The following is an 18,251-nucleotide window of genomic DNA, read 5'->3' as shown; positions in this document are numbered from 1 at the left end:
CGGTACTAGAGCCAGCCGCGCTCGCGGGCCGCTCTGGCGGCCTGGACGCGGGTCCGGCTGCCGGTCTTCGCGATCGCCGCGGAGAGGTGGTTGCGGACCGTGCCGTGCGCCACGTGGAGCCGGGCGGCGACCTCGGAGAGCGGGGCACCCGACTCGGCGGCCTCCAGCACCTCCCGTTCGCGGGGAGTCAGCGGGTTGGGTACGGCGGTCAGGGCCGTCAGGGCCACCGTGGCATCGATGACCCGCTGTCCGGCCGCCACCTGGCGGATGGTCTTCACGATCTCCTGGACCTCGGTGTCCTTGGCCAGGAATCCGTCGGCCTGGACGGCCAGGGCGCGGGTGAGGTACCCGGGCTGTCCGAAGGAGGTCAGGAGGATCACCCGGCACTGCGGGAGGTTCTGCTTGACCCAAGCGGTCACCGCGAGGCCGTCCTGGCCCGGCATGTCGATGTCCAGCAGGGCCACATCGGGCCGGTGCCGCTGGATGGCGGCGACCGCCTTGTCCCCGTCGCGGGCCAGGGCCAGGACGGATATGTCCTCCTCCTGGTCGAGCAGCTGGCCGAGGGCATCGGCGATGACCCGCTGATCGTCAGCGAGCACGACGGTGATCACCGAATGTCTTCCTCTCGTCGGGGCGTCCCGGAGACCGGGACGAAGCCGGAAGCCGGGGCGGAGCCGGTGGTTCCGCGGCCGGTGGGCCCGGAGCCGGTGGGCGCCTCGGCGACGACCTCGAAGTCCGTGCCGGAGCACTCGGTCCGGAGCGTCCCGCCCAGCACCGACACCTGGGCCAGCATACTGGGCAGTCCGCTGCCGGGGCCGTGGCCGACCGGTGCCTCCGGGCGGGCCCGCGGAGCCCCGTTGTTGGCGATCGCCAGCCGGACGGCGCCGGGGGTGAGGCCCACCGCGATCCGCACCCGGTCGGCCGTGCTGTGCCGCAGGATGTTGGCGGTGCACTCGCGCAGCACCCACCCCAGCGCGTCGGACACGCGGGGCGCCAGGGCGTCCAGGAGGACCCGTACGGCCACCCCGTCGGCCGACTCCGGCTCCGGCTCCGGCTCCGGCTCCCTGTGGACGTCGACCTCGATCCCCACCGCGCGCAGGGTGGCGACGGTGCGGTCGAGCTCCGCCCCGAGGCGGACCCGGCGGTAGCCGGGGGCCTCGAAGCGGACCTCGTGCAGGATCAGCCGCAACTCCCGCTCCAGCCCCGCTAACTCCGCGCCGCGGTCCGGGTCCGCGGCGGACCGCTCCCGGGCGGGTCCGAGTCGGCCCGCCAGGGCGGCGAGCCGGTCCCCCACCGGGTCGGCCGCCGGGACGGGCCGGCGGCGCCACGGGGCGTACCAGGACACCGTTACCGCTTCCGGGCGGCCCGGCGGAACGCTGCCAGCGCGAGTGCCCCGAACGCCGCGGTCCAGGCGGCGAAGACGATCGGGGTCTGCCAGCCGGGCATTCCGCCGGCGATCAGGGTCCGCCCCGAGTCGGCGATCTGGAAGGAGGGCGTGAGCGTGGTCAGCTTCGCGACCCAGGCGGGCAGGATCTCCGTGGGCAGCCACAGGCCGCCGAGCAGGGCGAAGAACATCAGCGCGATCATGCTGGCCGCGTACGAGGTCTCACCGCTGGTCAGCAGTCCGATCACCACGCCCAGGGCGCTGAAGGCGAAGGACCCGACGGCCACGACGGCGAGCGCCAGCGCCCAGCGGGCCGGCGGCAGGTCCACTCCGTTGACCAGTGCGCTGGTCACGAACACCGCGATGACGGCCGGGACGCCGACCGAGACCGCCGAGAGCAGCTTGCCGAGCACCACTTGCGCGGAGGTCAGCGGGGTGAGCGTCAGCTGCTGGAACCAGCCGCTGCCGCGCTCCTGGGAGAGCCGGTGGCCGGCGGTCGAGAGGCAGGCGGAGACGGTCGCGAAGGCCGCCATGTTCATCATGTAGTTCGAGGCGAACTCGGCGGCCGACCCGTCGCCGATCCGGCCCTTGTTGAGCTGGACGAAGACGATGTTCATCATGACCGGCATCAGCAGGGTCATCACGAGGAACCGGGGGTTGCGCAGGGTGCGGCGCACCTCGAAGAGCAGGTAGGAAACCATGGGGGCTGAGCCTCCGTGAGGGGTGGGGACCGGGGGACCGGGGAACGGCGGGGCCGGAAAGTCGGTGTGGGGGGAGGGGGGAAGGGCGGTCGGCGGGCGGGCGGTCAGAGACCGGCCGAGGCCACCACCGACAGGTAGGCCTCCTCCAGGTCCACCGCCTGGACCTGGAGATCGGAGGCGTCCGGCACCTGGGCCACCAGGGCGCGGACCGTCGCGTCGGGATCGACGGTGGTCAGCTTCAGGGCGTCGGCCTCCTCGCTGCACCCGGTCACGCCGGGCAGGGCGAGCAGTTCGGCGGTCGGGACCGGGCGGGCGGAGCGGAACCGGACGGTCGATCCGCCGGAGCGGCGGCGCAGTTCCTGCGGGGTCTCGTCGGCGATCGTGCGGCCACCGGCGATGACGACGACGCGGTCCGCCGCCTGTTCCACCTCGGTCATGTGGTGGGTGGAGAAGAGGACGGAGCGGCCGTCCGCGGCCGCGGCCCGTACCTGCGCCCAGAACGACTGCCGGGACGCCACGTCCATCTCGTTGGTGGGCTCGTCCAGGATCAGCAGCTGCGGCCGGCCGACCAGGGTCAGCCCGAACCGCACCCGCTGGCGCTGGCCACCGGACAGCTTCTCCACCCGGCGGCCCGCGATGTCCTCGAGCGAAGCGGCCGCGAGCACCTGCTCCAGCGGCATCGGGTCGCGGTGCAGCGAGGCGACGAAGGAGATCAGCTCCTTCACCGACACCTGCTCGGCGAGTCCCGCGGTCTGCAGCATCGCGCCGACGCGGCCCGCCTCCAGCGCGCCGCGGGGCGTGGAGCCGAACACCCGGACCGAGCCGGCGGTCGGCTCGATCAGGTCGAGCAGGGTGCCGATCAGGGTGGACTTTCCCGCGCCGTTCGGGCCGAGCAACGCGACGATCTCGCCGGGGCGCACCTGGAAATCGACACCGTCCACGGCCTTGGTGTCCGCACCCGGATAACGGACCTCCAGACCGCGTACGTCCACCGCGAGAATTCCCGCGTTTTCGTCCGGTGTCGTACTCCTGCGTTCCGTTTCCATCAATGTCACTCTCCTGCTCCGTTCTGCGCGTGGGGGCGAATCCGAGCCTATTCCGGTTGAAGTCGGGTTGCCCAGGGTCGGTTGTGACGACTGCCCCATGACAGTTGTCATGGCTCGGCAGACAATGGCCGGAGAGTCGACCGGAGAGGTGGCCGGAAACCCCCCGAGCACAGGTGTCCTGGCCGTTCGGGCCGTCCAGGTGAGGCCTTTCCATGACAGCTGTCATACCGCGGGGGTGATTTCTGGATGGCCTGTCACCGGACACCTCTGACAGTTGTCACCGGAATTCGAAGATCCATTGACTGGTCATCGTCAGGGGTGCGAGAAATGTGTCACCGGCCGAACGGGACGAACGAAACCCGGAAAAGCCGGCCCCTGCGCCGAGAAACATCTCGGCGAATTACCGAAAGAGGAAACACCATGTCGAACAACATCAACGCGGCCGCCGGCATCGACTTCGACGGTCTGGACCTCGAGGTCCTGGAGGTCGGCGAGGTCCGCGACGCCGTGCAGCTCCCGGAGACCGGCGCCTCCTCCGGCAGCAGCAGCTGCGACTCGCACTCCACCTGCGGCTCCACCTCCACCTGCTGCGTCTGATCCTCCTCGCGGACGAACGACAGCGGATGACCTCACTCGGGGGGCGGCGCAGCACCTGCCGCCCCCCGAGGGGGCGCCCTCGACAGACCTGACGCCAAGGAGACCCCGTATGCCGCGTGCAGCGACCACCCACCCGGCGGGGCCCGACGCGGCCACTGCCGGGGCAGCCCGGACCGGGGCGGCGCCCTGGGTCCTGGTGCGTGCCAATCTCGTGACCGCCCCGCCCCGCCCCCGACTCCACCACCACGAACTCGAGAACCTCCACCTGCTCCGCGGCGAACGGCACCGGGACGCCCGCGCACTGCTGACCGCGCTGTACCCCCTGGGCAGCCGCGACCAGCAGCCCGAACTGCGCCGCGCCGCAGTGGCATTGGCCCGGCGCATCCAGCGCGACCTGGACTCCGCCGCGGCCCTGCCCGCCGTACCGCCTGCGCCCGGGGACGAACTCCCCGAGGACATCCGCGCTTTGGCTGAGCAGTGGCGCACGGCGCTCGGCGTCGAACGCGAGGCCCTGGCCCGCCTCTCCACCCTCGTCGGGGAACAACTCGCGGGCGAACGCGCCTGGTTGTCGCAGACCCTGGCCGACCCGGCGCTCCAGCTCGCGGCCACGATGTCCAGCGCCTCGCTGGCGGCCACCGCCCGCCGCTACGCCGCCGCCGAAGGACGCCCCGACAAGCAGTTGCGCAAGCGCGAACCCCGGCTGCTGCGCACCGCCGCACGCGCCCTGCACCGCACCAGCCCCTTCTCCCACTACACCGCCGTCGGCCTGGCCTGGGACGAGAGCCGACGCGGCGAACTGCCCCTGGCCGAAGGCCCCCTCGACCTCGACCCCGCCACCGGCCTGGGCATCCGGCTGACCACCGACCTCGCCGCACTGCACCGCCTGGTCCGCGCACGCCTGGCCGCGCTGGGCGGGGCCGAACCGCTCACCGCCGCCTCCCTCACCGCCGACGACGGCACGACCGTCGCCTTCCAGCAGCCCGTGGACGACGCCGGCGGCCAGTCCCGGATCGTGGACGGCCGCAGCCGGACCGTCACCCTGCGCGCCACCCTCGCCGTCCGTGCCGTGCTCGGCGCGCTCACCGCCGGCCCCCGCACGCGCGGGGAGCTGGCCGCACTGCTCAGCGGCAGCGACCCCGAGCGGACCCCGCGCGCGGCCGCCCTGGTCGACCAGCTCCTGGCCGCGGGCGCACTGCGCCGGTGGGACCCGGTGGACCCCGACGAAGCCGACCCCGTACGGGCCGCCGCCGAGCGGCTGCGCGCCCTGGCGATCCCCGGCGGCGACGCACTGGCCGACGACCTGGCCGCCATCGCCGACGCCACCGACGCCGTGCACCCGCACCACGGCTCCGGCGACCGGGCCGCCGCCGTCGAAGCCCTCGCGCAGGCGTGGAGCGCCGCCGGGGCGACCCCCGCCCGGCCCGCCTACGAGGACGTGTCGGCCGCCCGCCCGGTGGCCTTCCCCACCGCGGCATGGACCGAGGTCCAAGGCGATCTGGCCGCGCTCACGGCCGTGGCCGACATCTTCGACAACACCCACATCGGACACGCGATCCTGCACCGCTCCCTCGCCGCCGAGGTCGGCGTCGGAGGCCTCATCCCCTTCGCCGAACTCGCCCGGCGGCTCCCCGAGTTCCTGGCCGGGCAGTCGCTCGACCGGGACCGGCTCGTGACCGAGGTCTGCGCCGGCTACCCCGCCGTCGCGAAGCTCGTGGAACTGCGCGCGCAGGCCGCCGCCGAACTCGCCGCCGCGGGCCGGGCCGGACAGCGCGAGGTCGTCTGGACTCCGGCCAGGCTGCGCCGCTGGGCCGAGTCCGTACCGCGCGAACTGCGGCGCGAGCGCCAGGCGCTGGCCTACTTCGTCCAGCCCACCGGACGGAGCGCCCGGCCCGACGGGACGCCCCGGATCGACGGGGCCGTGCTCAACGCCGTGCACGACGGCTACGCCCAGATGACCTCCCGCTTCCTCAGCGGATGGGGCGACGGGGTGGTCGCGGAGGTCCGGGCCCGGCTCGCCGAACTGCTGGGACCGGACGCCGTCGAGCTGCGCCCCGTGCACGGCTTCAACGCCAACGTCCACCCGCCGCTGCTGGACCGCTCCTTCACCACCACCGACCGGCCCCGCCCGGACCTGCCCGGCGGGTCCGTACTCGATCCGGCGACCCTGTCCATCCGGGTCGGCGCCGACACCCTGAGCGCCGAGGACCCCGCCGGACGCCCCGTGCACCCCGCCTACTTCGGCTTCCTCGTGCCCTTCCTGCTGCCCGCGCGGGACGCCGCCCTCTACATGCTCGGGCGCGGCCCGCTGGTCCGGATGGACCTCGGCGCGGACGTCGAGCGGGAGAGCGACCCCGCGGCGATCGTGCACCACCCCCGGGTGACGGCCGGCCGGGTCGTGGTGACCCGCCGGGCCTGGACCATGCCGGCCGGGGCGTTCCCCGTACGCGGTCCCGGCGACGACGACACCACCGCCCTGCTCGCCATGGAGGCCTTCCGACTGCGCCACGGCATCCCCGCCCGGGTCTTCGTCCGGGCCGAACCGCAGGCCGAGGGCGCCTGGCAGCAGTTCGTGGCCATGCGCACCAAACCCGTACCGGTGGACCTCCGCTCGATGCTCGACCTGCGCTCGCTGCCCGCCTGGACGGCGGGAGCGGCCCGGATCCGGGTCACCGAGGCGCTGCCCGACACCGAGGACCGCCCCACCGACCTGCTGACCGGCGACCGCTGCACCGAGTACGTCCTGGAGACCGTCGTGGCCCCCGGACCAGCCCCCCGTGAGGACTCATGACGAACGACCACAGCGCCGGGCTCCCCGTCCTGGTGATCTCCCACCACGCCGAGACCAAGCTGGACCTCAGCACCGACCTCGCCGCCGCACTGCTGGCGGACGGCCCCGGCCTCGGGCCCGGCCCCGGCCTCGGCCCCGGCCTCGGCCCCGGCCTCGGCCTCGGCCTCGAACGGCACTGGCTGCGCGGCCCGCACATCCGCATCTGGGGCGCCGAGGACCACTTCGAAGCCGTGGCCGCACGCGCCGGGGCGGTCCTCGCCCGGCACCGCTCGCCGCAGCCGCTGGACGAGCCCACCCACCTGGCCCGGTCGCAGGCCCTCGGCCGCGCCGAGCTCGTGCCCGGCCCCTACGGGCCGCTGCGCCCCGACAACACCGTCGCCGTCGAGGAACTGGCCGCCGAGCAGATCACCGGGCTCATCGGCGCCGCCGGACTCCGCCTGAAACAGCGGGTGATGGCCGAATTCCTGCCCGCCCTCGCGGTGTCCCGAAGCCTGGGCGAGCTGCCCGGCGCCATCCGGGCCATCGCGCCGATGGTGGCGCTGGCCGCCACCTGGCCCGTCGGCGGAGTCCGCTCCGGGCACCTCACCTACCGCTCCCACCTGGAGGAGTACCTCCACCTCAACGACCCCGACGGGCTGCTGCGGACCCGCTTCACCGAACAGCACGCGCGGGTTTCGGTCTCCGTCGACCGGATCGTGGCGGACGTCCTCGACTCCATCGACGACGACCACCCGGACGGCGCCCGGCGCGGCCCGTACACCGGCGCCGACGAGGCGACCGCCGCCTGGTCCGCGGCCTTCGGCCGCGCCCTCGTGCACGCGAGCGCCGCCGCCGCACGCGGCGAACTGGGCGAGGACCTCGGCTCCGGTTACGCCGCCCGCGCGGCCGAGCACTGGCCCGCGGAGCGGACCCGCTGGGAGTTCGGCGCCGACCGCGGCTACAGCGAGTTCCACCGCACCCTGCGCGGCCTCGACCACCTGCCCGAGCGCGTCCACGTCACCGAGTTCGCCGCCTACCGCTTCGTCGTCAACCAGTTCCTGCGCACCGTCCCGCTGCTCGACGTCTCCCCGGTGGAGCGCTACTTCGCCGCGTTCGCACTGTGCGACTCCGTCGAGCGGCTGCTCGGCGTCGACTGGCGCGCACTCCTCGCCACCGGGGCGGAGGCCCGCTCATGAGCACACGGATCGACGTACCGCTCGACGCACCGCTCGACGTACCGCCCTCCGTGCCGTCCGACGCCCCGCGGCTGCGGCCCGGGGCGCGGGTCCGGGCCGTCGAGGACGGGCTGGTCCTCCACCGCGCGGGTGGCACCGTACGGCTGCGTACCGCCGCCGGGCTGCCCGCTCTTTGGCGGGCCGCCGGAATCGAGCTGGTCAGCGGCGCGGAGCCGGCGCAGGACGGTGCCCGGCGGGCGCGGTCCGTGCTCACCGGGCTGCTCGACGAGCACGGCCTGCTGGTCCGCCGGGAGGTCACCCCGACGGCGGCCCAGACCGCCGCCCTCGCCACGGACGACGCCTGGCACGATCCCGCCTCCCTGCACTGGCAGTTGAGCGGTACACCGCAGTGGACCGACGCCGCCCGCACCGGCCTCGGCGGCCAGGCCGACCCGGCCCGGATCACCGCGGCCGCCCCCGAACCGGGCCTGGTCCTACGGGTGACCGCGCGCGACCGGGCGGACCGGCCGGTCGCCGAAGCGGCCGTACTGGCCCACGGCGACGGCTTCGCCGTCGTCGACGGAGCGGGCGCCGACACCTTCGCGCGCTGGACCCGCGGCCGGGGCGACGCCGCCGCCCCGCAGGCACCGGGGCCGCTCTCCCCCGCCCTGGTGGCCGCCGTCGCCGTCCACCGAATGCTGCGCGCCCTCTCCGGCCCGGCCCTGCCCCACCTGTGGCACAGCGTCACCCGCGAAGGCGTCCAGTTGCGGGCCCTGCCGGAACCCGCCGACCTCACCCCCCGGACGCCGCGCCCCCTCGGGACGTCCCCGCGCACCGCCCCGGACGACTTCGGCCCGGTCATCGACGCCCTGTCCAGCGACTGGGACCCCGAACTCGGCCCCTGGCGCGAGCCGCACCCCGGCCGGCTCCTCCAGATGCCCACCGCCATGACCTCCTGCACCCTGCCCGCCACCGGCCCGTTCCCGCCCGGCGGGCGGTCGGTGGTCGGCCTCGGCGACACCCACGACGCCGCCTGGGTGGCGGCCGCCCTCGGCGCGGCCCGGCTGGCCGCGGCCGCCGTCGCCCCGCCCGGCGCCCACGCGGTGGCCGGGCTCGGGGACCTCGGCCTGGTCGCCGACCTCGCCGCCCGCTCCGCCGTGGCCCTCGCACCCCCGGTCGCCGAGGCGCCGGAGCAGTGGCAGCCCGTCGAACCCCTTCCGGAGGCGGCCCGGATCCGGTGGGCGGAGGGCATGGCCGTACTGGCCCGCTCCGCGCCCGCCGCGGCCCCGCCCCGCCTCGGCCCGGTCCGGCTGCACCGGGGTGGTCCGCTGCCCGTGGCCGAGGCCGAGCTGTGGCTGCCGCACGCGACCGAGCCGGTCCTCCACCGGGCCGCGGGCCCAGACGAGGACACCGCCGTGGCGGAGGCGCTGCGCCTGGCCGCCGCCCGGACCCAGCTGCTGGCCGGGGGCGGGGACGCCGACGCCCAGCTCTCCGACGCCCAGCTCTCCGCGGAGGTCGTCGATCCGCGCGCCACCGCGCTCGCGGCACTGGCCGGGGACGCGGACCTGGTGGCACGCCTGGAGGCCGGAGAGCCCGAAGCGCACCGGCAGGCCCTGGACCGCCTCACCGCCGCGGTCCCGGGAACGTCCGTACGCCAGCTGCTGGTCGGGCCGCGGTGGCAGGAAGCCGCCGTTCACGTGGGATGGGTAGGGAGATCATGAGTCCTCTGACAACCGGGGCGCCGACAAGCGCTCCCCCGGCAAGCGCTCCCCCGGCGACCGGGCCGTCGCCGACCGGGACCCCGTACACCGGGACCTCGGCCACCGGGACCCCGGCCACCGAGCCGCCCGCAACCGGCCCCCGCTCCACCGCCGCGCCCGCCCGCCAGCGGCTCCTGGACGAGCTGCGCGCCTGGGCGGCAGGGCAGACCCCGGCGCCGGAGGTCGTCGGCTTCGACGGATCCCCGGCCGAGCGGGCGAGCGCGCTCGACAACTCCGCCCGGGAGCAGGGCCGTACGACCCTGGCGGCCCGCCTGATCGGCGACGTACTCCAACTCGGCCCGCTCCTGCCCCCGGACGGCGTGGCCTGCCTGCTCTGCGCGAACAGCCGGCACCGGGCCGTGCTCGACGACACCGGGCTCAACCCCTCCGAGACCGGGGCGGGTCCGGAGGTCGCCGACGACCTCGGCCGCGCCCTGCCCGGGGCGCACTGGCTGCCCGCCCTGCCCGCCCTGCTGGACGAGCTCCGCGGGCGCACCCTGGACTGCGACGAGGCCACCGGCCGGCCGGTGCTCTGCCTCGACCTGGTCACCGGGACGCTGACCTGGCACCGGCTCACCCCGGTGGTCGGCTGCCGGGGCTGCGACCGGGGCGAGGAGGACCCGCAGCCCGGCCCCTTCGTGGAGCGGACCATGAGCGGCCCCGGTTCGCTGCGCTGCCAGGACGTACCCGACGGGGAACGGCTGGAACGCCTGCTGGTCGACCACCGCTTCGGCCCCATGCGCCGCGCCTACCGGGACGCCTTCGCCCCCGGCGCGCTGGTCGGCGTAGAAGTCGCCCTGCCGAACGTGCACCGGCGGCTGTGGGGATACGGGCGCGGCGACGACCACGCCGGTGCCCGGACCGTGGGGCTCCTGGAGGCCGTCGAGCGCGAGAGCGGCTGCCGCCCGCAGCGCAGGCACCGGCGGGTCACCGCGAGCTACCGGGACCTCGGCGCCACGGCCCTCGATCCGGCCGTCCTCGGACTGCCCGCGGCCGGGTACGAGGACCACCCGGCCACGATCCTCGACCCGTACCGGCCCGACACCGTCACCACCTGGGTGCCGGCCTGGTCCCACGCGGAGCAGCGGGAGGTCCTGGTACCGGAGCACGTGGCGCACTACGGGGTGCCCTCGCGACCGGACCAGGCGATGTTCCTCTACGAGTGCTCCAACGGCTGCGCCGTGGGCTCCAACCGTGAGGAAGCCACCCTGCACGCGGCGCTGGAGGTCCTCGAACGGGACGCCTTCCTGCTGCGCTGGTACGCCCGCGAGGCGGCGCCGCCGATCGTCCCCGAAGCACTCACCGACCCGACCGCGCTGCTCTTCCGGCAGCGGGCCCGGGCCGAGGGGTACGAGGTCCACCTCTTCGACGCGACCACGGACACCGGCGTTCCGGTGGTCCAGGCCCTGGCCGTCGCCGCGGACCGTCCGGACGCCGCCAGCTTCTCGGCCGCCGGCGCCCACTTCGATCCGCAGCGCGCCGCCCGAGCCGCGTTGCTGGAGGTGGTCGTCATGATCCTGCTCCAGGGCAGGCGCCCCACCGTGGACCGGGAGCAGCGGCTGCGGATGCTGGAAGACCCCACGCTGGTACGGGACATGGAGGACCACGTCGCGCTGTACACCCTCCCGGAGTCGCTGCACCGCTTCGACTACCTGCTGGATTCCGGCCTGCCCGCAACGGACCTCGGCGAGCGCCAGGAGGCCTGGGAGCGGACCCGGCGCAGCGACGACCTGACCGGCCTGCTCACCCGGGTGCTGGACGAGATGACGGCGGCGGGGATGCCGCCGGTGGTCGTCGACCTGACGAGCCGGCGCGACGCCGCCCTCGGTCTGAGCACCGTCAAGCTCATCGCCCCCGGCGCGGTGCCGGTGACCTTCGGGCACGTCCACCACCGCACCACCGGCCTGCCCCGGCTGGACCGGGCCCGGGCCCGCACCGGACACCGCGGCGCACCGCTGCCGCACCCGTTCCCGTAGGCCGGTCTCTTTCTCCAGAGGAATCCCATGCCCACCACCACGGCCACCACCCCGGCCACCAATACGGCCACCAATACGGCCACCAATACGGCCACGACCGCGTGGCAGTCCCTGCACGTCTTCGCGCACGGCGACCGCGCCACCGCCGACCACCTGTACCTCGCCGCCGCGGCCGAGGGCCGCCGCGCCGTCGAAGGCGGCCTGGCCACCGGCTGGTTCGCCCTGCGGTACTGGGAGGGCGGACCCCACGTCCGGCTCCGGCTGCGCGACGCCCGGCCGGGCACGGCCGACGCCGTCGCCGACCGTCTCGCGGCCACCACCGGCACCCTTCCGGGTGCCGCGCCGCTCGACCCGGGCGCCTTCTACGCCCACACCGCCGACCCGGACGGGGCCCGCAACCTCGGCTGGCAGCCGTCCGGCACGGTCCTGCGGCCCGCGTACCAGCCGGAGACCGGGCGCTACGGCGGCCCCCGCGCCATGCCGCTCGGCGAGGAACTGTTCCAGCGCTCCAGCGAGGTGGCCGCCGCCGCCCTCCCCGCGGTCCTGGCGGGCACCTCCCGGACCGGCGCCGCCCTCGGGCTGCTCGCCGGGCACGTCGCCGGTCTGCTGGACGCGGGCTTCGACGAGCTCACCGTCGCCGCCGTGCTGCGCCGGTACGCGCTGTCCTGGGCCGCCCTGCCCGGCGCACCCCGGGTGGACGTCGCGGCCGCCCGCTCCCGCGCCGAAGCGGAACACGACCGGCGGCCCGAGCAGTTCCGCACGGCGGTGTCGCGGCTGCGCGGACGGTTCACCGACGAGGCCGGAGCCGGGGCCGGAGCCGGGCTGCCCGGCCGCTGGGCCGCCGCCGTGGCCACGTACGCCAATGACCTGCAGAACCTCGGCGACGACCTGCGCCACGGTCCGTGGCCCGCGCTGACCAGCCAGTGGCACATGCTGGCCAACCGGCTCGGCGTACCGGTCGCCGACGAGGCCTTCCTCGCCTGGCTGGCGAGCCTCGCGCTCGCCGGCGCGGACGGCCCGGACGCCCTGCACGCGACCGGCCGCACGGCGGCCACGGACTTCCTCCAGGCGGCCAAGTTCCGGCGCGGCGCGATGGGCCGCCAGGCCCCCCGCAAGGAGACGGACCGCCCCGACCCGGCCGCGGCCCGCGACCTGCTGCCCGGCGCCCCCGTCCCGCTGCCGCCCGCCGACCCGGCCCGGCTCACCGCTCCCGACCTCGCGGACGCCCTCGGCCTGCGCCGCAGCGCCTACGGCCGCTTCGCAGGCGAACTGGACGCCGCCGACCTGGGCACCCTGCTCGGCCTCGCCGCCGGGGTCACCGCCACCGTCGACGTGGAGGAAGCCGGTCGGCCGGTCCGGCTCGACCTGTACGCCCACCCCTCCGCGGGCGCCGTCCGCCCGGTCCTGCTCGACGTCATCGTGCAGCGGGTCACCGGAATCGCCCCGGGCGCCTACCGCTACCTGCCCGGCTCGCACTCCCTCGCCCCCCGTACCGCCGTGGACACCACCGCCCTGCTCGCCGCCTCCCCGTACACCGAGCCGCGCGAGGGCGGACCGCGCCCGGTGGCCGCCGACGAAGCCCCCGTCCTCCTGCTCCTCGGCATCGCCCCCGCCGCCATCACCCCCCGGTACGGGCAGCGCGGGATCCGCTTCGCCCTGCTCGAAGCGGGCCACCTCGCCCAGAACCTGCTGCTCACCGCCACCGCCCTCGACCTCAAGACCCTCCCGATCGGCGGCTTCTACGACGACGAACTCGCCACCGCCGCCGGCTGGGACGGCCTCTTCACCCAGCCGCTCTACCTGGTCCCGGTGGGGGCGAAGCCGTGACCCGGGCGGGGGCCCGCGGCTTGGACCGGGCCGGGGCCGGGGACCAGGCCGGAGCCGGGGACCGGGCCGGAGCCGGGGCCGGGGACCAGGCCGGAGCCGGGGCCGGGGACCAGGCCGCGGCCGGGGGCCGGGCCGTCGTCGCCGTGCCCAATCCCGACCTCCGCCGCCTGCTCGCGGCGCGCGGGCGGGAGCACCGGTTCGTCGGCGCCGAGCACCGTGCGCGGGCCCGACTGGCCGTGGTGGAGCGGTCGGGCTGGCTGGTCGTCGGCGACGCCGCGCTCGCCGACGCCCACCAGCCCGTACCGACCGGCGCCCTCCCGCACCACGCGGCCGTCGCGGCCGGGCTGCTGCGGCAACTCGCCGGAGCCCGCCCCGGGGACTGGTACGCGCTCGACCTCGACGGACAGCGGATGCGGGGAGGCAACGGTGCCCCGGATCTCGGCTGACCAGCGCATCCCCGCGCTGATGGAGGCGGTACGCAGCGGCCGGCTGCCACCGCGCCCCGTGCCCGGCCGCCCGCCCACCGGCCTCGGGGCCGAACTCGGCCCCACCGGGCTCCTGGTGACCGGCGGCCCCCGGACCTGGCGGCTCGGCGGCGCAGCGGGCACCCGGCTCGGCGAGGTCCTGGCGGGCCGGCCGGCCGAAGCCCGCGAGGCCGAGCTGCTGCACGCCCTCGGCCTCTGGGAGCAGGACGACGCCCTGCCGGCCGGGGCCGCGTACGGGTCCTCCGACGCGGCGGCGCAAGACGCGAGGCCGCTCACCGCAGCGGCGCACGGCGCGGCAGCGCAGGACGCGATGGCGCTCGGCTCAGCAGCACAGGACGCGACGGCGCTCGGCTCAGCAGCACAGGACGCGACGGCGCTCAACGCGGCAACGCAAGGCGCGGCAGCGCTCGACTCAGCGGCGCAGGACGCGGCAACCCTCGACTCAGCAGCACAGGACGCGGCAACGCTCGGCGCGACGGCGCGCGACGCAGCGGCGCAGGACGCGACAGCGCAGGGCGCGGCAACGCTCGGCTCCGCCCTGCGGTTCTGCGGCCGCTGGGCCGCGACCACCCGTCGGCACTCCGGCGGGGCCGCCGTGGTCGCGGCGTGGCGGCGGGTTCGGCCGGTCGTGGTCGGGGACTCCGCGCTGGCCCGGGAGTTGGCCCGGGAACTGGCGTGGAGCTGGCCCGCCACGGCGGGGGCCCGCGAGCTGCTGCTGGTCGTCGACCGCGCTCCGGATCCGGCCGAGACCAGGCCGCAGCTCCCGGTGTGCGCCCGGGGCGGGACCGTCACGGTCGGGCCCTGGACCGAGCCCGGCGAAACACCCTGCCCGGCCTGCGTCGCCCAACGTCCGCCCGCCACGGGGCCGGTGACGGGAGACCTCGGCCTGCTGGCCGCCCTCGCGGTCGCCGAGGCCGTCCACACCGTCGCCGGGATCGGCCGCGGCGCCCGGCCCGGCCTGGTGGTCGAGCACTCCCCCGCCTCCGGCACCACCCGGGCCCACGGCCTCGGGCCCGCCCCCGACTGCACCCGTTGCGCGGGCCGGCCCGCCCGGCCGGACCGGGCCCGTACCGCCGCCGAGTCCCTCCCGGCCGTGCTGCTCGCGGCCGCGCCGCCCCGCCGCTGGCGCGCACCGGCCGCGGAGGAGGTCCACTTCACGCAGGCCGCCATCGGCCTCCAGCACGCGGTGCTTCCGGGCGAGCCGCTCACCGCGGACCTGGCGGGCTTCCCTGCGGAGCCCCGTTGGACGGAGTTCCTCGTCAGGGTCGCGGGCCGCCGGTCCGCCGACTCCGCGGTCGACCGCTGGGCCCCCTCGGCGGGCAACCTCGGCGCGGGCACGCTGATCGCCCCCGGCCGCGACGGGGCCCTGCTCCTCCAGCCCCGGCACGCCTCGGACGATCCGGCCGCCCTCCAGGCGGTGCACCTCACCGGCGGGCCGCCCGCCGGGGGCTTCGGCCTGGCGGTGGACGTGGCCCGACTGGTGGGCAAGTACGGGGACTCCGGGCGGCGGATCGCCGCCGCCGAAGCGGGTGCGCTGCTCGCGCAGACCGTCACGGCGGCTGCGGCGGCCGGTCTGCGGGCCCGACTGTCCGACGCCGGGCTGTCCGATGCCCGGCTGCCCGACGGGCGGCTGCCCGACGGGCGGCTGCCCGACGGGCGGCTGCCGGAACTGCCCCCGGGGTTCGTGCCGTTCGGCTCCATCGAAGTCACGCCGGGGCATCGGCGGAGCCTCCTGGCCGAGGCCGGGCTCCGGGCCCGCCGCAGCCGGCGCGACCTGGGCTGGCAGCCCGCCGGCCGGGGTTCCCTCACGCTCGCCCTGCGTCGGGCCCGCGGCCGCGCCCGCGCCGCCGGAATCGACACCTCCGGCATCCGCCTGACGCTGCTCGCGCCCGGAACCGCGGGCGACGTCCTCATGCAGCCCGGCCTGCCCGGACGGGCCGCGCTGCTCCTGGCCCACACGGACCTCACGCTGCGCGGCGACCCCGGCGCCCTGCGGGACGCGGCCGCGCTGCTGGCCCTCGTCGCCCTCGCGGGCGGCGCGGCCGGCCTGCACTCCTGCCTGGTCCACGGCATCGTCCCGGTCGCCGCCGCGGCCCGGCTCGGCGGGGGCCTGATCGACCGTGCGGCACTGATCGGCCTCCTGGTGGGGCATGAGACCGGAGAAGGACATGCCTGACCGCGACCCCGACCACGGGCCCGACCACGGGCCCCTGACGACACCGGCGACACCGACGACACCGACGGACACGCGCCCCGGCCCCGTGCCTTCCGCCCGGGGGGAGCGGCTGCTGGTGCTGCGGCCCGCCACGGTGGCGGTGGCGACCCCCGACGGGCTGTTCGTCCGCACCCTCCGGGGGGAGCACACCCTCCGCGCACCCGCCCTCGGCCGCACCTGGCCGCAGCTGGCGGGCCACCTCGAAACCGGCATCGGCCCCGAGCGGCTGCCCCGTTCGCTCCTCGACGCCCTGCTCTCCACCGGGGCGGCCGTCCTGGTGCCCGCCGCCGTCGCCTCCTCGGAACTGCCCTGGCACCGGTACGCCCTCTCCTGGGCCGCCGACCCGACGGCCGCGATCGACCGCATCGCGGCGACGGTCTGGGAGCCGGTCGGCGACGGGGTGGAGACCGGCGCACTGCGGGCCGCCGCCCACGACTGGGGCCTCGACAGGCAGCTCCTCCCCACCCGTCCGGGCACCGGACTGAGGCTGTACGCGCGCAGGGCCGGAGCCTCCACCGGATTCCGACTGGCCGCGGGGGGCGGCGACCTCGTGGCCGAGCGGCTCGCTACGGACACTGCGGCGGACCCTGCGGCGGATGCGGCAGCGGATGCGGCGGCCGACCGGCTGACGCCCGCCTTCGCCCCGCCGGTCCGCGCGGTGGCCGCCGCGGCAGTACTCCACGCCGCGCTCGCCGACGCCTCCGGTCCCGACGGCTGGCACTGGCCCGAACTGCCGCTGTCCATCGATCCGCTGACCCTCACCCTCACCGACGCCGATGGCTCGTCCAGCCGCTAGGCCGTCTCTTCCGGATCTTGCCGGGCCCGCGCCGCCCGGCACGGCACCGGACGACGCGGACCTGACCGACAAGATCCGAAAGAGACGACCTGGTGCTGTGACCGGAAAGGTTCACCGGGTCGCGGCGCCCGGCACGGCACCTCGCCGCGTTGTCGGACCGCGGCGGTACGTCCAGTACGAGCCGCGGTCCTCCGCCTTGCGATGCACCGCACCGAACGCCCCGCCCCGGCAAACCTTTCCGGCCACAGCACTAGGGAGCCCCGTTGACCCTCACCACCGAGCACGACCACAGCCCGGCCGCCGCCGGACGGCAGCTGTGGGACCTCGTCGCGACCGGCCGCCCGCAGGGCCGCCCCGTCTACCACCGGCCCGCCCCGGAGCCCGGTCCCGCGCTCGGACTGCCGTACCCCGGGACGGACCCGCTGGTCGGCACCGAGGCCCAAGTAGCCTCGGAAGCACCCCGATTGGCCCCACTCGCGGCCCTCACCGCGGTCGCCGACGGCACCATCGGGCTGCGCCGGGTCGAACCCCGGGACCTGGTCGGACCGCACGCCGCCACCGCCTCCATCCGGGGCGTCCGCGTCGCCCGGCTCACCCTCGCCTCCGACGGACACGAAGCCGAGTACGACCCCGTGCGCCATGCCCTGGTGCCCGCGCAGGCGCCCTTCGTGCCCACGGGGCTGCGCCTCGAAGCGGACCTCGACCGCGTCCCGGAGGGCTACGCTCCCGTGCGCGAGGTCGTCGGGCTCCTGGAAGCCGGGATGCACCACGCCACCGCGGCCTGGCTCACCGGTCTGCTGCTTCCCGAGTGGCCCCGCACCGAAGCCGAGCCCGCGCCCGGCCGCTCCCCGGTATCCGCCTGGCACGCCCCCGGCGCTCCGCGCACCACCCGGCCGGACCCGCCCGCAGCGCCCGCAGGCCCCGCACCGGCCTGGCCGCTCGACCCCGACTCCTTCGCCCGCCCCTTCGGCGACCTGCTCGCCGGTCTCGGGGTGCTGGACGTGCTCCGCCGCCGCAGCGCCGGCCGGGGTCCGCTGGGTCTGGTCCCCAGCCGCCGACCCGACCCCCGGGGAACGGAGGCGCTCCCCGCCCTGCTGCGGGCGGCCGCGGCGGACATCGGGCTTCCGGAGTCGAAGGGTGCGCCGCTGCGGCTGGTGCCGGTCTCCCCGGACGCGGTCGCCTCGGCCTTCACCTATCCCGCGCACCGGGTGGACGCGGCCGCCTGCGACACCGGATTCCTGCTGGTCGCCCGCCAGGACCCCGCCGCCGGGCCCGAGGCCGTACGCGGCTGCCTGCTGGCGGCCGGCGCCTGTTACCAGCGGCTCGCTCTGGCGGCCGGCGCCCACGGCTGGTTCCTCCGGCCCGTCCGCAGCGTCCGCGCGCCCGAACTCGCGGCCGCCGCGCGGCTGGAGCCCGAAGAGACCATCCTGCTGACCCTCCTCGGAGGGCGCGGCAGGTACACCGAACTCTCCCTCCCGACCGGCTGAGGGAGGCGGGCCCTACAGCGCCGCCGTGCTGGAGG

The 18,251-nt window shown here is 76.4% G+C and carries 14 protein-coding genes; 10 read left to right on the top strand and 4 right to left on the bottom strand.

All coding sequences use genetic code 11. The features are described 5' to 3' along the window. Window positions 1–5 precede the first annotated feature (5 nt). The 4 genes from OG490_RS19555 to OG490_RS19540 form a co-directional block, all read right to left on the bottom strand. The gene (locus OG490_RS19555; RefSeq protein WP_330297590.1) at window positions 6–611 is read right to left on the bottom strand and encodes a response regulator transcription factor; all 606 of its coding nucleotides are present in this window, start codon (window positions 609–611) and stop codon (window positions 6–8) included. Continuing rightward, window positions 608–1,345 (bottom strand): sensor histidine kinase, encoded by a 738-nt coding sequence (locus OG490_RS19550; protein ID WP_330297589.1) that lies wholly within the window; start codon window positions 1,343–1,345, stop codon window positions 608–610. Before OG490_RS19550 ends, OG490_RS19555 begins: the two co-directional genes overlap by 4 nt. Before the next feature lie 2 nt (window positions 1,346–1,347). Then, window positions 1,348–2,085, bottom strand: coding sequence for an ABC transporter permease (locus OG490_RS19545; RefSeq protein ID WP_330297588.1), 738 nt, complete (start codon window positions 2,083–2,085; stop codon window positions 1,348–1,350). A 104-nt stretch (window positions 2,086–2,189) separates the two neighbouring features. Further along, window positions 2,190–3,131, bottom strand: coding sequence for an ABC transporter ATP-binding protein (locus tag OG490_RS19540; RefSeq protein WP_330297587.1), 942 nt, complete (start codon window positions 3,129–3,131; stop codon window positions 2,190–2,192). A 420-nt stretch (window positions 3,132–3,551) separates the two neighbouring features. Between OG490_RS19540 and OG490_RS19535 the strand changes: the two genes are divergently transcribed. The 10 genes from OG490_RS19535 (at window position 3,552) to OG490_RS19490 (ending at window position 18,216) form a co-directional block, all read left to right on the top strand. Further along, complete coding sequence (locus OG490_RS19535; protein WP_330297586.1) at window positions 3,552–3,728, top strand: thiazolylpeptide-type bacteriocin; 177 nt, start codon at window positions 3,552–3,554, stop codon at window positions 3,726–3,728. 109 nt (window positions 3,729–3,837) lie between these two features. Continuing rightward, a complete protein-coding gene (locus OG490_RS19530) occupies window positions 3,838–6,516 on the top strand; it encodes a lantibiotic dehydratase (protein WP_330297585.1) in 2,679 nt (892 codons plus the stop codon). Next, complete coding sequence (locus OG490_RS19525) at window positions 6,513–7,691, top strand: hypothetical protein (protein ID WP_330297584.1); 1,179 nt, start codon at window positions 6,513–6,515, stop codon at window positions 7,689–7,691. Before OG490_RS19530 ends, OG490_RS19525 begins: the two co-directional genes overlap by 4 nt. After that, entirely contained in the window at window positions 7,688–9,391 is a 1,704-nt protein-coding gene (locus tag OG490_RS19520) for a hypothetical protein (protein ID WP_330297583.1), read from the top strand. Before OG490_RS19525 ends, OG490_RS19520 begins: the two co-directional genes overlap by 4 nt. After that, window positions 9,388–11,406 carry a TOMM precursor leader peptide-binding protein gene (locus tag OG490_RS19515; protein ID WP_330297582.1) on the top strand — a complete coding sequence of 673 codons (2,019 nt, stop codon included), beginning with the start codon at window positions 9,388–9,390 and terminating at the stop codon, window positions 11,404–11,406. The genes OG490_RS19520 and OG490_RS19515 overlap by 4 nt, the downstream gene beginning before the upstream one ends. 27 nt (window positions 11,407–11,433) lie before the next feature. Continuing rightward, window positions 11,434–13,233 (top strand): thiopeptide-type bacteriocin biosynthesis protein, encoded by a 1,800-nt coding sequence (locus OG490_RS19510; protein ID WP_330297581.1) that lies wholly within the window; start codon window positions 11,434–11,436, stop codon window positions 13,231–13,233. After that, window positions 13,230–13,679, top strand: coding sequence for a hypothetical protein (locus OG490_RS19505; protein ID WP_330297580.1), 450 nt, complete (start codon window positions 13,230–13,232; stop codon window positions 13,677–13,679). Before OG490_RS19510 ends, OG490_RS19505 begins: the two co-directional genes overlap by 4 nt. Continuing rightward, window positions 13,660–15,894: a hypothetical protein gene (locus tag OG490_RS19500; RefSeq protein WP_330297579.1), complete on the top strand. Its 2,235-nt coding sequence runs from the start codon at window positions 13,660–13,662 to the stop codon at window positions 15,892–15,894. Before OG490_RS19505 ends, OG490_RS19500 begins: the two co-directional genes overlap by 20 nt. Further along, on the top strand, window positions 15,887–16,729 hold the full coding sequence (locus tag OG490_RS19495) for a hypothetical protein (RefSeq protein ID WP_330297578.1): 843 nt from the start codon (window positions 15,887–15,889) through the stop codon (window positions 16,727–16,729). Before OG490_RS19500 ends, OG490_RS19495 begins: the two co-directional genes overlap by 8 nt. Before the next feature lie 263 nt (window positions 16,730–16,992). Further along, window positions 16,993–18,216: a hypothetical protein gene (locus OG490_RS19490; RefSeq protein ID WP_330297577.1), complete on the top strand. Its 1,224-nt coding sequence runs from the start codon at window positions 16,993–16,995 to the stop codon at window positions 18,214–18,216. Window positions 18,217–18,251 lie beyond the last annotated feature (35 nt).

Source organism: Streptomyces sp. NBC_00503 (genome assembly GCF_036346895.1).
Classification (GTDB): domain Bacteria; phylum Actinomycetota; class Actinomycetes; order Streptomycetales; family Streptomycetaceae; genus Streptomyces.
This window is presented reverse-complemented; position numbering and strand designations above follow the sequence as displayed.

Coding starts and splice junctions, on each gene's coding strand:
- OG490_RS19540 (WP_330297587.1), bottom strand. CDS start 3,131: ATGGAAACGGAACGCAGGAGTACGACACCGGACGAAAACGCGGGAATT.
- OG490_RS19525 (WP_330297584.1), top strand. CDS start 6,513: ATGACGAACGACCACAGCGCCGGGCTCCCCGTCCTGGTGATCTCCCAC.
- OG490_RS19515 (WP_330297582.1), top strand. CDS start 9,388: ATGAGTCCTCTGACAACCGGGGCGCCGACAAGCGCTCCCCCGGCAAGC.
- OG490_RS19520 (WP_330297583.1), top strand. CDS start 7,688: ATGAGCACACGGATCGACGTACCGCTCGACGCACCGCTCGACGTACCG.
- OG490_RS19495 (WP_330297578.1), top strand. CDS start 15,887: ATGCCTGACCGCGACCCCGACCACGGGCCCGACCACGGGCCCCTGACG.
- OG490_RS19545 (WP_330297588.1), bottom strand. CDS start 2,085: ATGGTTTCCTACCTGCTCTTCGAGGTGCGCCGCACCCTGCGCAACCCC.
- OG490_RS19530 (WP_330297585.1), top strand. CDS start 3,838: ATGCCGCGTGCAGCGACCACCCACCCGGCGGGGCCCGACGCGGCCACT.
- OG490_RS19510 (WP_330297581.1), top strand. CDS start 11,434: ATGCCCACCACCACGGCCACCACCCCGGCCACCAATACGGCCACCAAT.
- OG490_RS19535 (WP_330297586.1), top strand. CDS start 3,552: ATGTCGAACAACATCAACGCGGCCGCCGGCATCGACTTCGACGGTCTG.